A 13625-nucleotide genomic window follows, 5' to 3' on the forward strand; every position below is an offset into this window, starting at 1 on the left:
ACCGTTCGCCTGCCGAGGCCGTTCTTGGGGGCCGGTCAAGATAGCATCGGGGCCGGTACTAGGTCAGGACTGGAGATGCCTCGCAACAGACGTCCGCAGGATCGGGAAGAGAAGCGTGCGGAGATCGTGGTGGCCGCCCGGCGGTTGTTCGTCGAGGAGGGATACGACGCGGCGTCGATGACGCGGATCGCCCGCGACGCCGGAGTGGTGTCGAACACGCTGTACTGGTACTTCCAGGACAAGGACGCGGTATTGATCGCGGTCCTGGATGCGGTCCTGGCCGACTCGATGGCCTCCTACGGCGAAGTGCTGGGCTCGGGGCTGGCTGATCGGCTGTTGTGGCTGGTCGAGGAATTGGAGCAACTGGGCCGGTTGGTCAGCACGGTGCACACGCGCGCCGAGGAGTCCGCGTCCATTCAGGAATGGCACGAGCAGTTCCACGCACTGGCCGAGGAATTGTTCCGAGCGGAGCTGATCGAGCTCGGCGTGCCCGTTGACGATGTGGATCCGCTGGTCACGATCGGCGTTTTCGTTGTCGAGGGCTTGCTGACGCATCCGACGGATCAGGCTCAGCGGCGCGCGGTGATCGAGACATTGCTGAACAGCGCTCGCAGTCTCGCCGCAGCCGCCGGCTGAGTGCCTGGTCTGCGCACGTCCACGAGCCCGGGTCGACCTACTGCGTGTTGCGTGCGGTGTAGTCGAATTGTGTTGTCAGGAAATACAGTTGGTCACGCACAGCGCGTTCGAAGTGCTCGCCCACGTAGATGTCGAAGTGGTCGCACGGGTAGTTCTGGACGTGCACGTGTGCCAGGCCCTGCGCGCGACGCTTCGTGGTCTTCGCGGGCGCGGCCGCGTCGTTGTCGCAGACACACAGCAGCGTCGGGGTGCTGAAGCGAGCCAGCGCGCGACCGGGCCGATCGAGCGGAAGGCGCAGCACCAGCCGTGCGGCCAGGGCGTTGGCGGCATCGAACTCACCGTCCGGGCCGCGCAATACACCCCATATGCTGTCGCGACCGACACCGATCACCGGTTCTTCCCCACCGTCGATCTCGGTCAGCTCGATGTTCTTCGACACCTGAGCCCGCACCGACGGCAGCCGTTCCAACAACGCGCTGGTGCGCCGCGAGAGCCGGGTCCCCGCAGGCAGGAGTGCGGAAGCGCCGGCGAGGGCGTCGGGTGAGGCGACGAACGCGGGCATCCAGGACGTCCCCGCCATCGGCAACAGGATCGGCTTCGCGCCGAACCAGGAACCTACCGTGTCGAGGATGCCGGCCACTGTCAGCGCTACCGCGCTCAGCGGGCCGGTCCGTAGACGCGAGCGCAACGACGCCGGTCCGTCGGTGAAGGGGCACTGGGCCACGACCGCCGCGATACGGGTGTCTTCGGAGGCGACCTGAAGGACATGTCCGCCGCCGAACGAGCTGCCCCACAACGCGATCCGGTCGACATCGACCTCCGGTAGTGTGCGTACGAAGGCCAGGGCGGCATGCCAATCGGCGCGTTGGCGGGCGATATCGAGGAGCTGGCGCGGCGCTCCACCGCTGGCCCCGAGGTGACGGTAGTCGAACACCAGCACCAACCACCCCGCGTCGGCGAACCGTTCCGCGTAGGCATCCAGGCGCATCTCCCGCACCGCCCCGAGCCCGTGCCCCATGATCACCATCGGACGCGGGCCGTTCAGCTCGGGTGCGGTGTACAGCCATGCCGCGCACTCGTCCTGGCCAGAGGGGAACGAGACCTCACGCCGCCGCACCGCTACCGCCTCGCGCCGATCGGCAGGCCCACTGATTTCCATGACTCGCGTCCTCCCGCTTCACCACCGCTCTTCTTGGACGCCATCCAAGAAGCAGGTCGCGGTTACGGTAACGGCTTCTTGGACATCAGTCAAGAAGAACTCGGGGTCACAGGTCTGCCGCAGGCCGAACCGGGCCTCACCGGCGGTCAGCTGCGGCTACGCCATATCCGTTGGTTTTTCGGCGGTTACTACCGGAACCCCGGGTGGTGGCCACCGGAAGGTCTTCACCGTGGCCCGTTCGGCGGGGCAACCGGAAGCCGGCGACCACGGTCGGTACCCGGGGCGCCGACCGTGGTCCGGTCGGTCCCGGGGCGCCGCGGCTCAGGGCGTGACGATCGGGAACTGTGGATCCGGAGCGTCCAGCAACCCGATGAACGTGTCGATCAGGCTCCGGTCACCGGTGATCGTCACACCGTCGAATCCTGTCCCGCTCACCGCGTTCAGCAGCTGTTCCTTGGTGAGCGTCAGCGTGAGATCCGCGGACCCGACAGCGGGCGCGTCGGGTGTGAGGGCGCGATGGGTGAGCGCGCCGTGGGACAGGGTGAGGCGGTGGACGGCGTCCTCGTCGGTCAGTTCCCAGTCCATGGTGAAACCGGTCGCGGCGGCGCGCAGGCCGTCGATCCGGACCGCGAGGGAGTCGATGATCATCTCCGGTGTCAGCGCGGTCATCATCTCGGGGCTCGCCGATTGGATCGGGGTCGGAGTCGGGCCCTTCCGCAGTTCCTGGGCGCCCGTCAGATAGAAGTTGCGCCAGGTGCCGTTCTCGGCGCCGTGGCCGAGCCGGTCGTAGACCTGTGCCAGTGTCTCCTTGGCACCCTCGTGGCCGGGTTCGGCGAACACGGCGTGGTTGAGCAAGGTGGCCGCGAACCGGAGGTCATCGGCATCGGCGTATTCCCGCCCCTTGGCGACGAGCGCCTCGATCCCGCCGTAGTCGGCCACATACCGCTGCGCCAGCGCGACCGGCGGATGCTCCCACAGATGCGCCGGATTACCGTCGTACCAGCCCATGTACCGCTGGTAGATGGCTTTGACGTTGTGGCTGGTGGAACCGTAGTACCCGCGGTTCGCCCAGACCTTGTCGAGCTCGGGCGGGAATTCGAACCGTTCCGCGATCTCCGGCCCGGTGTAGCCCGCGTTGGTCAGGCGCAGCGTCTGATCGTGGAGGTAGGCGTACATATCGCGCTGGTTCGCCAGCCAGGTGGTCCAGTGCTCCCGGCCCCAGGTGGGCCAGTGGTGCGAGGCGAACGCCACATCGGCCTTGTCGCCGAACCGGGCGATGGCCTCGTCGAGATACTGTGCCCAGACCCGGGAATCGCGGACCACCGCGCCGCGCAGGGTCAGCACATTGTGCATATTGTGGGTCGCGTTCTCGGCCATACAGAGTGCGCGCCGATCGGGGAACAGGAAGTTCATCTCGGCCGGGGCCTCGGTGCCCGGGGTCAGCTGGAACACCATCCGGACCCCGTCGATCTCCTCTTCCTGCCCGGTGCGCGTGATGTCTACGGTGGGCGGGATCAGGGTGATGGTCCCGGTGGAGGTCGTCATACCCAGTCCGGCACCGATCTGACCGTCGGGCGCCTTCGGAAGCACTGCCCCGTACATGAAGACGGCCCGGCGGTTCATGGCATTGCCGGCGTACACGTTCTCGCTCACCGCGTGTTCCAGGAATCCGGCGGGCGCCAGGATGGGCACCGGCGGATGACCGGCCGGCACCGCCGCCCGGGCGCCGGCGAAATGGTCCGCGTGCGAATGGGTATAGATCATGCCGGTGACCGGCCGGTCACCGCGTTGCGCGCGGTACAGGGCCAGGCCCGCGGCCGCGGTCTCCTCCGACAGCAAGGGATCGATCACGATGACACCGTCGCGTCCTTCGACCAGCGTCATATTCGACAGATCCAGATTCCGGACCTGGTAGATGCCCTCGGTCACCTCGAACAGCCCCTGTTTGCTGCACAACTGCCCCTGCCGCCACAGACTGGGGTCCGCGGTGTCCGGGCAGTCGCCGTCGAGGAATTCGTAGGCGCCGATGTCGTAGACCACCGAGCCGTCCGCGGCCGTCACCACCGGCGGATCGAGTTCGGCCATGAACCCGCGCATCGCGTTGCCGAAGTCGGCGGTGTCGTCGAAGTCCAGTTCCGTGGTCATCGTTACCTCGCGATCTGTCGGCCGGCTCTCGGGTTCCGGCGCGGCCGAGTTCCGCCGCCGCGCGGGTCCGCGCTCGAACAGCGATGTCGGCGCACCGGAATACCACGCTAGGCACCCGCAGTCACCCGCTGTATCACCTACGACGGGTGAACTGCCCGCTCAGCGCACCGGAGGGCCGCGGGACCCGCGGGGCGGGAGTGGGAAGTCGGCGAGCAGGCCCGACGGTCACACTCGATGCACCGAGCCGGAAAGCGAACGGGTGTATCCGCCGCGCCACGACACGTGCTGATGTCCAGCGCGCCGCCCGCGTGTGCTGCGGTCGCCGCGCCGCCCCGGGTGAGGTGAACGTCGATCGACGCCGGGTCATCCCCGGCGGATGATGCTCGCGGCCCGGCCGCGGCGGAGACTGCACAGTGTCGCGACCGACTGCCCACCGGAGGATGTGATGACCGACCGCGAACCCAAGCCGTCGCTGCTGTCCCGGATCACCGTGAACCAGTGGCTGGCCCTGGCTCTGACCGTCATCGCCGTGATCTTCGTCGTCGAGAACCGCGACCATGTGGAGATCAAATTCTTGCCCATCACCGTGAGTTCGCCGATGTGGCTGATCCTGCTGGTCATGTTCCTGATCGGGCTGGTGACCGGGCTGTTGATCCGCCGCCGCGGCCGGCGCTGACACCGGCGTCACCGATCCTCTTCGGAGGGGTCGCGGTGTGGCGGTGTCTGCTCCCCCACCGCCGCCGCGACGGTGGGGTACGCCCGGATCCGGATCGGCCGCAGCCACGACCGCCGGTACCCGTGCAACGAGGGGAACAGCGCACTCGCCACTCCGGAGTGCCCGGATGCCGAAGTCGCCGAGTTCGTCACAGGCCACCGATCCCCTTGCCCAGCACGACGGCGCCCATCACCAGCAGCATCATCGCCATGACCACATGGTTGTTGTCCTCGAGCCAGGCCCGGCTGCGGTCCAGCGCGCCGCGCAGCCGATCCGCCGCGACGGTGTACCCGACCACGACGCCGAGGACACTGGCCGCGGCGAGCACCGTGAACACGACCACGGCCACGATCTGGGCCGCTACCGCCGTCCCGCTCGCCCCCACCGCCACCCCCGCCGACGCGCACAGCAGCAAATTCTTCGGGTTGGCCGCCGCGAGAGCCGCTCCGAGCAGTACGGCCTTCCCGGCAGTCAGGGAATCGATACTCCGCATCCACCCGGGTGGGACGGTATCGGCACGGCGACGCCACTGCACGAGAGCCACCGCCAGCAACAGCAGCCCCAGCACGATCTTCACCCACGCCGCGGCCGCCCCGGGTTCGGAGTCGGCGGACAACCCGACCGCGGCGGCGAGCACGGCGAAGACGACGGTCGCGAGCAGGATGCCCGCGGTCCAACCGGTGGCGAAACCGCCCACCGCCGCGGACGCGTTCTTCGACAGGAGCATCAGAATCGCCACCACGATCGGAATCGGAGAGATCGCCACTCCCACCGCCAACGGAAGCAGATCACCCAGGACCACCACGCGCGGGTCTCAGGTCTGCGGCCGCCAGGTCGCGATCGCCCAGATCACGACGATGTTCAAAGCGATGATCAGGACCGACCACCACGGGTAGTAGGGCAGCCACAGGAAATTGGCCAGGATCGACAGCGCGGCGATACCGATCGCCAGGCCGCGACCCCAGGCCGTCCCCGTGAGCAGGCCGAGCGCGCTGATGATCAGCACGATCCCGAGGACGAGATGGATCCAGCCCCAGGTCGTGATATCGAATTCGTAGGCGTAGTTCACGCCGACGACGAACAATCCGTCCTCGGCGACGGCGGCGATTCCTTCCAGTACCGACAGCGCGCCGACGGTCAGCAGCAGAATCGCCGCGGCGATCGAGGTACCGGCCGCGACGCCCTGCCGTACCGGGGACGGGCCGGAAGTGCTCGTCATCGGCTCCCGGGCAGTTGTCATCTCCACTCCTTCCGAGCGCAGGTGTGCGTCGACTCTCGCGTGGGCGCGACGGATTCACCTCACCCGTCACGGGTGAAACGGGGTCACGCCGCCGGGCCGGCGGCCGGTGCCTCGTCGTCCGGTTCGGTGTCGGGTGGCGCCCGGTCACTGATGAGTACGTCCATCCACCGGGTCGACGGGTCGATATCGAACAGCAGCGCCTTGGCCAGCAGCGTGAGCGGAATGGCCAGCAGCGCCCCGAGGGCGCCCAGCACCCAGGACCAGAACACCAGGGAGAGGAAGGTGACCGTGACACTCAGACCGACCGCGTCACCCACGAACTTCGGCTGGATCACCGACTGCACCACCACGTTGAACACGCAGTAGAGCACGATCACCCACACCATCCGCGAGAAACCACCGTCGAGCAGGGCCAGCAGCGCGGGCGGGATCAGCCCGATCACGAATCCGATGTTCGGGATGTAGTTGGTGATGAACGACAACAGTCCCCACAGCACCGGGAACGGGACTGCGAGCAACCACAGCGCCACACCGTCGAGTACCGCCACGATGAGCCCGAACACCGTCGAGACGATCAGGTATTTGCGGGTGCCGGCGGCGAAGGTGCCCAGCGCGTGCGAGATATCGGGCCGCATTCCGGCCACCACGGTCATCCGGCGGCCGATGGTCATCCCGTCGAATGCCATGAACAGCAGCAGGGCCAGCACGAACAGCAGGTTGGAGAAAACGCCGGCGAGTTCGCGCAGCGCGCCCTCGAGCACCTCGACCAGTTTGCCGAAGTCGAAACCGCTCAACGCCTGCTGGATCCGGTCCTGGTCCACGTCGAACCGTTCCAGCAGCGAGCGGACCTGATCGAACAGGGCGGAGAACTGGTCGGCATAGTCCGGGAGCGCGGTGGCCAGCTGCGCGCCCGACAAAGCCAACGCACCGACCAGGCCCAGGAGCACCAGATACACCACCGCCAGGGCCGCGATCATCCCCATCCAGGCCGGTCTGCCGCGGCGCTGCAGCCGAGTCTGGATAGGCTGCGCCGCAATAGCGAACATCAGCGCCAGGAATACCGGGCCGAGCACACCGGAGAACGCCTTCGCTCCGGTGACGGCCACCACCGTGGCCGCCGCGACGAGCAGCACGATCAGGCCACGGGGGATCGCCCACTGCGCCGGGCGAGAGCTTTCCGGTGCCCGCGCGGCGCCGTCCGGTCCCGGCGCCGGCTCCGGCCCCTCGGATCCCGAGCCCGCACCCTCCGGGCCCGGCCCGGAGTCCTTCGAGACGGGATCGCCGGACCCCGGCGCGGGTTCGCTCACGACATGGCCTTGGCCTCGAGCCGTTCGAATTCGCTCTCGGTGATCGTGCCCTCGGCCGGCAGCCGCTTCGCCTCGGAGATCTGGGCGGCCGGACTGGTACCGGCGGTCTGCTGGATGTACTTCTTCTGCGCCGCCTCGACCTGCTCGGCTTCCACGGCCGCGCGTTCGGTCATGCCCCGGCCGCGCACGATCGAGTACACCAGAGAGGTCAGTAGCGGCAGCACGATCAGCAGCACCACCCAGATCGCCTTCACCCAACCCGAGGTCTGCTTGTCCCGGAACAGATCACCGATGATGTAGAAGAGCAGCAGCAGATAGGCGACGAACGCGAAACTCACCACGATCAGCCAGAGCACTTCCCAGAAGGACATGGCCCACCTCGCTCGCTTTCGGATACAGGGTCCCCGGTGCCGGCGACCGGTCCACGCTATGGCTGCCGCCGGACCGACCGGCTCACCCGCTGCGGATGATTTCGACCGGATACGCCCTGGTAACAGGTTGGTTCACGACCCGCTGGGAGCCCTCGCAGCTCCGGTAGGCTGCGGCCGAGTGCGTGCTAGTGCTGTTTCGGACGACGTCTTCGGGAGGCACCGTGACCACTTCGCCAACACTGGATCTGACGGGTCGCCCGGTATCGCGGGCCCGGGCCCGCTCGCCCATCCCGATACTGCCCTTCACACCGGTGTCCCGGCCACGTTTGCACTCGGTGCTGGACACCGTGGCCGACAGCGGCAACGGCGGTGTCCTGCTGATCTGCGGCGCGGTGGGGATCGGCAAAACCGTGGCCGTCGCGGACTGGGCCGCACGCCGACTGCCCCGCTCCCATCACGACACGCGGATCGCCTGGGTCACGATCCGTGAGCAGACCGCGCTGTGGCCGGAGCTGCGCGCCCGTCTGGGCAGTTCCGGGCCGGGCGCCGGACAGCCCGCGGCGGGAGTCGGTGAGGCCGAGGCGGTGATCGCCGCGCTCGCCGACGAGGGCGCGCCCACCGTCCTGGTGATCGACGACGCCCACCTGATCACCGACCCGCTCGCGCTGGCCGGGCTCGAATACTTCCTGCAGTACGCGCCGCCGACGGTGACGACCGTGGTGTGCGCGCGGTTCGAGCCCCCGATCCGGTGGCATCTACTGGAACTGCACTCCCGGCTGACCCGGTGGAGCGGCCCGGAACTGGCGCTGTCGCCGGAGGAGGCCGCCGGCCTGTGCGCCGAACACGGTTGCGCGCTGGACCCGGAGTCGCTGGGCACGCTGATGTCGCTCACCCAGGGCTGGGCCGCGCTGGTCCGGATCGCGGCGATCTATCTCGCCGCCCACGACGGCGCGCACCGCGACGCCCTGACCGCGCTCGCCCGGCCGCCGCACGCGTTCACCGACCTGCTGGTGGGCGAACTCATCGACACCCTCTCCCCGACGCTGCGCCAGTTTCTGACCTGCACCAGCATCGCGGAGGAGTTCACCGAGGAACTCGCCGACGCCATGGTGGGGGGCGGGTCGGCGCACTGGCTCTACGAGCTGGACCGGATCAACTTCCCGATGACCTCGCTGACGCGGGGCGGCAAGGTCTGGCACACCTACCATCCGATGTTGCGTGCGTACTTCCTCGCCGAAGCGAACCGGCTCGGCACCGACCTGTGCTCGGATCTGCGGCTGCGCGCCGCGCGTCAGCTGATGTCGGCCGGGGAACTGCGCGCCGCGCTGCCCCATCTGCTCACGGTGGCCGATCACCGGCCGCTGGCCGGCTTCCTCGCCGAGCACGCGCTGGCTCTGGTGTTCGCCGGCGACGGTGCGGCACTGTTCGATTCGCTGGCCGATACCGCCCCCGATGTCCTGGCCGACCCGTATCTGCGATTGCTACAGGTCACCGATGCGCTGCTGCATGGGGACAGCGGTTCGGCGCAGGCCTACCGCGACAGTGCCCGGCTGCTCGCCGACGACGACCCGCTCTCGCTGGCGGGACCGCACCGGCTCGAGGCGCTGGCCACCGCGGTGGACGCGGAACTGGCGGTGGCGACGGGAAGCGCCACCGAAACCGGCGTGTTCCCCGACCGGATGCCGCCCGCCGACCGGCCCGACCTCGACGGCTATCTCGCGGTGACCACCGGGACGGCGCTGGCATTGCGCGGCGAGCTGGCCCGCGGCGAGGAACGACTACGGATCGCGCTGAGCCGCACCCGGTCCCGCTGCCATCCCCGGCTCCGGCTCATCGCGGTGACCCGGCTCGCGGTCACCGCGGGCCTGGCCGGATCGATCACGACCATGCGCCAGCGCGCCGAACGGGCCTGCGCCATCGCCCGCGATCACGATCTGCTGGACCTGCCGGAAACCGTGCACGCCACCGCGCTGGAGGCCTACGGCGCCTATCTGCAGGGCACCGAACCGCAGCCCGGGCACATCCGGATCCTGTGCGCCGAGCACATCCGGCGCGACGGGACGCCGGGGCCGGTGGCCGGCTGGCTCCCGCATGTGGTGGGCAGTCTGCTGGACTGCCGGCACGCGGCCGACCGGGGCGCCGCCGCGGAACGGCTGCGCCGCAGCATCGGCCGGCTGCTGGACGCCGATCCGCCGCCCGCACTCAGCGGGGGCCTGGTCGGTGCCGCGGTATGGGCACTGCTGGAGGCGGGGGAAACCGCCACCGCGCAGCATCTCACCGAACGCGCCCGCACCGTGCTGGGCCGCACCCCCGATACCGTGCTGTCCGGCGCCGCCCTCACCGCGGCCTCCGGTAACCATCACGGTGTCGTGCTCCAGGTCGAACCGCTGCTGACGGCCACCCCGAACCTGCACCCGGTCACCCAGCTGACCGGCTGGCTGCTCTATGCCCGCGCCCACCACCAGCTGGGCAATGATTCCAAAACCCGCGAAGCCGTGGACAACGGCCTGTGCATCGCCGCCACCCACCGGATCACCCGGCCGTTCTTCGACGTTCCGGGCACCATCGAACTGCTCGACTACTACGCGGGCTGCTTCGGGCACCGCAGCGCGTTCGCCGATTCGGTGCGCGCCGGCCATCAGGCCCGCCGGCGGGCAGACCATCCCGCGCTCACCGCGACGGAGCTGACGATCCTGCGCCAGCTGCCCTCCGGCCGGACCACCCAGCACATCGCCGACGACCTCGGCGTATCCATCAACACTGTGAAAACCCATCTGCGCGGGATCTACGCGAAACTCGGCACCAGCTCCCGGATGGAAACCCTGCAAGAGGCGCGTCGCACCGGTCTGCTCTGACGCGGGCCGGGTTCACCCGGTGCGGACGATGTGTCACACCGCGCGACCGGCGCACACTCGAATACGCTGCGACGGCACCGCCGTCGAACCGGTCCGGAAGTCAGGAGACGGCGATGCGATACCAGTTCACCATCGACGGCGAACTCTCCGAACGCGCGCTGGCCGCCTTCCCGGAACTCGACGGCGACCGGGACCACGGCACCACGGTGCTATCGGGCGCGGTCGCCGATCCGACCGGGGTTCGCGCCGTCCTGGCCCGGATCGACAATCTCGGGCTCACCGTGCTGGAGATGCGCCGGCTCCCCGACTGAGGGGCCGGCCGGGATCCGCGAGGCACTGCACCCCTACCCGGAGTCGCTGTTCATCGCCACCGAGGTCGGCGCGAACCTGAGCGCCCGGGGTAACCGGTCGTGGTGCGGTGCACTCACCACCCGTCAGTACGGGGCGGCCCGCTCGGCCCAGCGCGGGGCGAGATCACCGGCCGCGGCACGGGGGAACGAGATCCGCCGCGGGTCGCCGTCGGAGGTGAAGCGTGACTCCGGATTCGCCGCGAGTTCGTCGAGCCAGTAGGCGGAATCGAACGGCACCCGCCCGAGACCGGACCGGATCCGCGGCACCGCGGCGGGGTCCACCGCGCCGAACGGTGAGGGGGCGGGGTTCGCCCCGACCAGCATCGCGGCCTCGAACCGGTACCCGGTACCGTCCCAGCTCCCCGCGAGAGCGAGAGCGGGATCGGCCGGGGCCGAGCCCAGCGGCAGGGCCATGGTGCGCACCTCGGTACCCGGGGCGGCGGCCCCGATGGTCCGTACGTTCTGCGCCAGTTCCCGCTGCACGCCCGCGGCATCCAGGGAGCCGAGGTCCGGGTGGGTCGCGGTGTGCGCGCCGATCTCGTAGCCGTGGCGGGCCAGCCACGGCAGGGCGCGCGGATCACCGCCGAAGGGATCGTCGGTGACGTAGAAGGTGGCGCGGGCGGGGAAGTCCGGGTGCCGGGCCGCGAATTCCTCCAGGACGGCCACCGCGCAATCCGGAGCGGGCACGCCGTCGGGGGTGAACCGCAGCTGGCTGGTGGTGGAGTCGTCGAAGGTGAGCACCACAGGATGGGTTCCCGCCGGGATGTCCACTGCGCCCGCGGCGTACTGCGCGGCGGTGATCGGCCGGTATCCCTCCCGGTACAGCCGGTCGAGTTCGGCGCGGAACTCGGCGGGCGTCTGGTCGTATTCGCCGCCCGGCCGTGGCGAGAGCTGGTGATACATCAGGATCGGGACCATCCCGAGTTCGTCGGCGCCGACAGCCGCCGGGTCCGGCGGGGGCGGGGTGGTCACCGCCGGCGGCGGAGGGACCGCCGGGGTGGTCTGCGGCGGTTGCGCAGCGGGTGTTCCCCCGCAGGCCGCGGCCGCCGCGCACACCATCGCCGCCACGACTGCCCGTACAACTGCTCCCGGGAACCGCACCATCGTCCGAATGTTACGTGCCGGCAACAATTTACGTTCCGTCTCCGGGAAAGCGATTGAGCGGGGCGCGATCTGTCCATATTGACGGGACAGTGTTCGTGGGAGTTGATGCGTTGTGCTCATGCGGTTCCGGGACGCCGATCGTAAACGGTTGGTGGTCTCGGCCTTCGGTGTTGTCCTGGCAGTCCTGCTGGTCGCGGTCGGCGTCGGAGCCGGCCGGTCGCCGGCACCCGCACTACCGCTGAGCGGCCTACCACCGGGTCCGGTCGGTGCCGCCACTCTGAAAGACCTGGTGCTGCGGGTGGATGCCACCGGGCACGACCCGCGGGCGGTGGAACTCGCCGTGGACGGCGGAGCGGTCACCGGCCGGGTGGAGGGCGATACGGTGCTCTATCACCCGGAGGGCCTGACCGACGGCGAGCACACATTCACCGCGCGACTCCCGGCCGGTGGGGCGCTCGGGTGGTGGCGCGACGAACCCGCCGCGTCGGCGACCTTCACCGTCGACACCACCGTCCCGGCGCTGGACGTGGCGCCACCGCCGGCCGTGGGCTCCTACCGCGACCCCGTCACGGTGCGGGGGCGGGCGCCCGACGCCGTGCGCGTCTCGATCGGCACCCGGCAGGTCACCCCCGGACCCGACGGCAGCTTCGAGACCGAGCTGCCGCATCATCCTTCCGGTGCCGCGGTGGTCGCCGTCGACGCGGCGGGTAACGAGACGAGCCGGCCGCTGGCCGCGGGAATCGAGCTGCCGCGGATGCGCGCGGTGCACGTCACCGCCCATGCCTGGTCGCACGACGGGATGCGCGAATCGGTGCTGGATATGGCCCGGCAGGGCCGGATCGATACCGTCCAGCTCGATATCAAGGACGAGGACGGCGTCGTCGGCTACGACTCGCGGGTCCCGCTGGCCCGCAGCACCGGCGCCGCCACCCCGATCTACCGGGCCGGCGACGCGCTGCGGCAGCTGCACGATATGGGGGTGCAGGTGGTCGGCCGGATCGTCGCCTTCCGTGACCCCACCCTGGCCGGCTGGGCCTGGCACAACCAGCGGCCCGACTGGGTGGTGCAGAACCCGGCCGGTCAACCCTATTCCAGCCACTACGGCGCCATCGCCTTCACCAATTTCGCCCATCCCGAGGTACGGGCCTACAACATCGCGCTCGCCGTCGAGGCCGCCGAGCTGGGCTTCGACGGAGTCATGTACGACTATGTCCGCCGGCCCGACGGCAGTCTGTCCAGTATGAGGTTCCCCGGGCTCACCGGACCGGCGACCCGCGCCGTCGCCGGGTTCCTGAAACAGGCCCGGGAGCCGGTGCACACCGCCGGTGCCCATCTCAGCGCGGCGGTCTACGGTATCGCCGCCTCCCGGCCCGACCAGATCGCCCAGGACATCCCGCTCATCGCGGAACAGGTGGATTTCGTGGCGCCGATGATCTACCCCTCGCACTGGAACACCGGGGAGTACGGTGTCGCCGATCCGAACAACCAGCCCTACGACATCGTGGCGGCCGCGCTCCGTGATTTCCAGACCGTGACCAAGGGCACGAACGCGAAGGTGATCCCGTGGCTGCAGGACTTCAGCCTCGGGGCGGACTATGGAGATACCCAGGTCAGAGCACAGATCGACGCGACCTACCGAACCGGTATAGACAGTTTTTTCCTGTGGAATCCGTCGGTGTCCTATCACCAGGGGGCACTGGACCCGAAGTGAGTCCGTAACGCCGCACCCCCGGGCCGCGACTT

The 13625-nt window shown here is 69.4% G+C and carries 12 protein-coding genes; 5 read left to right on the forward strand and 7 right to left on the reverse strand.

Going from position 1 to position 13625, the window contains the following annotated elements; genetic code table 11:
- Positions 1-75 precede the first annotated feature (75 nt).
- Positions 76-636 (forward strand): TetR/AcrR family transcriptional regulator, encoded by a 561-nt coding sequence (locus AB0H42_RS17630; RefSeq protein WP_357056807.1) that lies wholly within the window; start codon positions 76-78, stop codon positions 634-636.
- 37 nt (positions 637-673) lie between these two features.
- Here AB0H42_RS17630 and AB0H42_RS17635 read toward each other — a convergent pair whose 3' ends face one another.
- Both AB0H42_RS17635 and AB0H42_RS17640 read right to left on the reverse strand, forming a co-directional pair.
- Positions 674-1795 (reverse strand): alpha/beta fold hydrolase, encoded by a 1122-nt coding sequence (locus tag AB0H42_RS17635; RefSeq protein ID WP_357056810.1) that lies wholly within the window; start codon positions 1793-1795, stop codon positions 674-676.
- 321 nt (positions 1796-2116) lie between these two features.
- Positions 2117-3940: an alkyl sulfatase dimerization domain-containing protein gene (locus tag AB0H42_RS17640; RefSeq protein ID WP_357056813.1), complete on the reverse strand. Its 1824-nt coding sequence runs from the start codon at positions 3938-3940 to the stop codon at positions 2117-2119.
- Positions 3941-4385: 445 nt separating this feature from the next.
- Between AB0H42_RS17640 and AB0H42_RS17645 the strand changes: the two genes are divergently transcribed.
- Positions 4386-4616 carry a LapA family protein gene (locus AB0H42_RS17645; protein WP_357056816.1) on the forward strand — a complete coding sequence of 77 codons (231 nt, stop codon included), beginning with the start codon at positions 4386-4388 and terminating at the stop codon, positions 4614-4616.
- Positions 4617-4803: 187 nt separating this feature from the next.
- On the opposite strand, the gene AB0H42_RS17650 is transcribed toward AB0H42_RS17645, so the two are convergent.
- From AB0H42_RS17650 to AB0H42_RS17665, 4 genes are all read right to left on the reverse strand, one after another.
- Positions 4804-5460 carry a GAP family protein gene (locus AB0H42_RS17650; protein WP_357056819.1) on the reverse strand — a complete coding sequence of 219 codons (657 nt, stop codon included), beginning with the start codon at positions 5458-5460 and terminating at the stop codon, positions 4804-4806.
- A 9-nt stretch (positions 5461-5469) separates the two neighbouring features.
- Entirely contained in the window at positions 5470-5895 is a 426-nt protein-coding gene (locus tag AB0H42_RS17655; RefSeq protein WP_357056821.1) for a hypothetical protein, read from the reverse strand.
- An 83-nt stretch (positions 5896-5978) separates the two neighbouring features.
- Complete coding sequence (locus tag AB0H42_RS17660; protein WP_357057005.1) at positions 5979-7046, reverse strand: AI-2E family transporter; 1068 nt, start codon at positions 7044-7046, stop codon at positions 5979-5981.
- A gap of 152 nt (positions 7047-7198) precedes the next feature.
- A complete protein-coding gene (locus AB0H42_RS17665; RefSeq protein WP_357056824.1) occupies positions 7199-7573 on the reverse strand; it encodes a PLDc N-terminal domain-containing protein in 375 nt (124 codons plus the stop codon).
- Positions 7574-7794: 221 nt separating this feature from the next.
- Here AB0H42_RS17665 and AB0H42_RS17670 point away from each other — a divergent pair, with 221 nt between their 5' ends.
- Together AB0H42_RS17670 and AB0H42_RS17675 are read left to right on the forward strand one after the other, a co-directional pair.
- Positions 7795-10428 carry a LuxR C-terminal-related transcriptional regulator gene (locus AB0H42_RS17670; RefSeq protein ID WP_357056827.1) on the forward strand — a complete coding sequence of 878 codons (2634 nt, stop codon included), beginning with the start codon at positions 7795-7797 and terminating at the stop codon, positions 10426-10428.
- Between the two features lie 113 nt (positions 10429-10541).
- Entirely contained in the window at positions 10542-10739 is a 198-nt protein-coding gene (locus AB0H42_RS17675) for a hypothetical protein (RefSeq protein ID WP_357056830.1), read from the forward strand.
- A gap of 123 nt (positions 10740-10862) precedes the next feature.
- Here AB0H42_RS17675 and AB0H42_RS17680 read toward each other — a convergent pair whose 3' ends face one another.
- The gene (locus AB0H42_RS17680) at positions 10863-11882 is read right to left on the reverse strand and encodes a polysaccharide deacetylase family protein (RefSeq protein ID WP_357056833.1); all 1020 of its coding nucleotides are present in this window, start codon (positions 11880-11882) and stop codon (positions 10863-10865) included.
- Between the two features lie 118 nt (positions 11883-12000).
- Here AB0H42_RS17680 and AB0H42_RS17685 point away from each other — a divergent pair, with 118 nt between their 5' ends.
- Complete coding sequence (locus AB0H42_RS17685; protein ID WP_357056836.1) at positions 12001-13593, forward strand: putative glycoside hydrolase; 1593 nt, start codon at positions 12001-12003, stop codon at positions 13591-13593.
- Positions 13594-13625 lie beyond the last annotated feature (32 nt).

This window comes from Nocardia sp. NPDC050799 (assembly GCF_040654015.1).
In the GTDB taxonomy this organism is placed as follows: domain Bacteria; phylum Actinomycetota; class Actinomycetes; order Mycobacteriales; family Mycobacteriaceae; genus Nocardia.

What these genes read in the sequence shown, in the direction of transcription:
- AB0H42_RS17630 (WP_357056807.1), top strand. Translation starts at nt 76, where the DNA reads ATGCCTCGCAACAGACGTCCGCAGGATCGGGAAGAGAAGCGTGCGGAG.
- AB0H42_RS17635 (WP_357056810.1), bottom strand. Translation starts at nt 1,795, where the DNA reads ATGGAAATCAGTGGGCCTGCCGATCGGCGCGAGGCGGTAGCGGTGCGG.
- AB0H42_RS17640 (WP_357056813.1), bottom strand. Translation starts at nt 3,940, where the DNA reads ATGACCACGGAACTGGACTTCGACGACACCGCCGACTTCGGCAACGCG.
- AB0H42_RS17645 (WP_357056816.1), top strand. Translation starts at nt 4,386, where the DNA reads ATGACCGACCGCGAACCCAAGCCGTCGCTGCTGTCCCGGATCACCGTG.
- AB0H42_RS17655 (WP_357056821.1), bottom strand. Translation starts at nt 5,895, where the DNA reads ATGACAACTGCCCGGGAGCCGATGACGAGCACTTCCGGCCCGTCCCCG.
- AB0H42_RS17665 (WP_357056824.1), bottom strand. Translation starts at nt 7,573, where the DNA reads ATGTCCTTCTGGGAAGTGCTCTGGCTGATCGTGGTGAGTTTCGCGTTC.
- AB0H42_RS17675 (WP_357056830.1), top strand. Translation starts at nt 10,542, where the DNA reads ATGCGATACCAGTTCACCATCGACGGCGAACTCTCCGAACGCGCGCTG.
- AB0H42_RS17680 (WP_357056833.1), bottom strand. Translation starts at nt 11,882, where the DNA reads ATGGTGCGGTTCCCGGGAGCAGTTGTACGGGCAGTCGTGGCGGCGATG.
- AB0H42_RS17685 (WP_357056836.1), top strand. Translation starts at nt 12,001, where the DNA reads ATGCGGTTCCGGGACGCCGATCGTAAACGGTTGGTGGTCTCGGCCTTC.